At 45.3% G+C, this 2,273-nt stretch carries 3 protein-coding genes; 1 reads left to right on the forward strand and 2 read right to left on the reverse strand.

The features are described from left to right. Together E0D98_RS23485 and E0D98_RS23490 are read right to left on the reverse strand one after the other, a co-directional pair. Window positions 1-382, reverse strand: a 382-nt coding sequence (locus E0D98_RS23485) for a plasmid partitioning/stability family protein (protein ID WP_131891154.1), incomplete at its 3' end; no start/stop codon positions are given. Then, window positions 382-1,341 carry a plasmid segregation protein ParM gene (locus E0D98_RS23490; RefSeq protein WP_000921957.1) on the reverse strand — a complete coding sequence of 320 codons (960 nt, stop codon included), beginning with the start codon at window positions 1,339-1,341 and terminating at the stop codon, window positions 382-384. The genes E0D98_RS23490 and E0D98_RS23485, both read right to left, overlap by 1 nt. A 438-nt stretch (window positions 1,342-1,779) precedes the next feature. Between E0D98_RS23490 and E0D98_RS23500 the strand changes: the two genes are divergently transcribed. Then, a partial coding sequence (locus E0D98_RS23500; protein ID WP_131891159.1) for a DUF1281 domain-containing protein occupies window positions 1,780-2,273 on the forward strand: 494 nt, incomplete at its 3' end.

Here is a 2,273-nt window from a genome sequence, read left to right on the forward strand (position 1 = left end):
TAGAAAGATTGCGTCTGGTTTGTTCTTCGAAATCATCTTTTGAAGCGATGCTCTCTGATTTGTTTTCTGAAGATGCCTCTATAATGTTTTTTAACACATTTATATCAATTGATGTGGATGTGTATCCTGTTGTTTGCTCTATAAGTTTTACCAGATTTTCTGCAGTGATTTTCTCACTGAAAAAACCACTGATTAGCGTTAACAGTCGGGGGTCAACAGAATAAAGAGCTGCTCCGCAAATAAGAGATTGTCTGTAGAAGTCTCCTCGCATTTGTATCGGGAGAGAGTCTATTGTTTGTTGTGTCAGGCTGTCCTGCGGGTAAAGTGTCGGGTGCAGGTATGCCACAACTTTCTTTCTTTTTTTCGGATCACTGCTTTCCATTACGCATGCACCATTGCTTTCACCAATGCAAACTGAGGTTCATCCACCTTGTTCACTTTCAGATTCGGGAAATATTGCTTTATGTGAGGGTAAATAAGCTCGGCTCCTCCGCCAGTGAGATAGATTCGGTTCATTCCTGAGAATGTTGAAATTTCCTGCCTGATGCTTTCTGCCAGAGATTTCACTTCCCTGTCTATTACATGAGTAATGTTTTTTATTTCAGCTACATCATTTATTAATGTCTGGAGATATTCATTATCATGCCTGTTTTTTATTAACTCATCAGCAATAAAATAATTGCAGGGTGTGGAGGCTTTTGTTAGTGCATTCATGACGGTATGAGTTATGCGGGATGTCCCGATTTCTGAATACCCACGGATTTCAGAAATGCCTTCAAATGCACCGAGAATTAAACCACAATCCAGAGTGGTTCCTCCAAGATCGATAATCAGGCTGCGTTCAAGTTTGTTTACTTTATCTTTTTTTAGTGATTCAAATGCAGCTGGCAAAGATTCAGGCATTACATTAACTTTTTTAATTTTAAATGTTTCCCCTTTATTCAGAGATATCTCACGGAGAACATTTGCCTTTTTTCTTTCTATTCTTTCTTCATTTGGTTGATTGTCATTATCAAAGAATTCGGTTACAGGTAATGTCACTGTCAGTTCTACATCCTGTGGCTGAAGGCCGGATGTCAGCAGTGCATGATGTATGGCAAGCAAATTGGTGGTGCTGTATTGATAACTGACATGTGTTGTACCTATGACAGCAGTACTGCCCAAATCATAGGTGTATTTTTTTCCATCCACGACGTAATTGTAAACTTTGCCGGCATTAAACAGTCCCGGGTTCCAGCCTTCTTTAAAGCTGTTTCCTGACAGACTGGTTCTTACCTCTCCATCTTCAAGCCAGGCCAGTTTTACGTTAGTTGAACCATCATCGCATGATACTTTTAGCATTCTTTTTGCCTCGTTTTGAGTTTGTGTTTATCTCAAATTGAGCATCCTTTATATTAGTGCATCTTTTTGAGTTTTTGTTGTTTCTTATTGTGTCTCATTTTGAGTCTGTGTCAAGCGGTGTTGCTCTTTTAGAGTCTCTTCATGCTCTTGTTGTGACTCGTTTTGAGTTTTTATTGGTTTCTCATTTTGCGTCACGAACTGAGACGGAAACTACTTAACCAGGCCGTGCCGGCACGTTAACCGGGCTGCATCCGATGCAAATGTGTCGCTGTCGCCGGCCTCCTCACCCGGTCACGTTTCGTCGTTCCTCCTCCACGCGCTGCGGCTTCGGGGCCGCACCTGCATTCGTATGCGGTCGCCCGGTTAACGTGCCGGCACGGCCTGATGGAGGCCGCATGTGAGAGGAGAATTCCCATGCCAAACTGGTGCAGTAACCGTATGTATTTTTCTGCCGAACCGGCACAGATTGCTGAGATTAAACGACTGGCCAGTGGTGCCGTCACACCGTTTTATCGCCGCGCCACAAATGAAGGTATTCAGCTGTTTCTGGCCGGAAGTGCCGGACTTCTGCAGACCACTGAAGATGTGCGGTTTGAACCATGCCCCGGACTGACGGCTGCCGGGCGTGGCGTTGTATCGCCGGAGAATATCGCGTTCACCCGCTGGCTGACACACCTGCAGAACGGTGTACTGCTGGATGAGCAAAACTGCCTGATGCTGCATGAACTCTGGCTGCAGAGCGGTACTGGCCAGCGTCGCTGGGAAGGATTACCGGACGATGTCAGGGATACCATCACCGCGCTTTTCACCGCAAAAAGAGGTGACTGGTGTGGCTTCTGGAGTAACGAGGATGTATCGGTGTGGTGGAACCGTCTGTGTGACAACGTACTGCCGGAAAAAACCATGCCGTTTGACCTGCTGACGGTTCTGCC

The sequence above is a fragment of the Escherichia sp. KCJ4928 genome (genome assembly GCF_004352695.1).
Lineage (GTDB): Bacteria > Pseudomonadota > Gammaproteobacteria > Enterobacterales > Enterobacteriaceae > ECMA0423.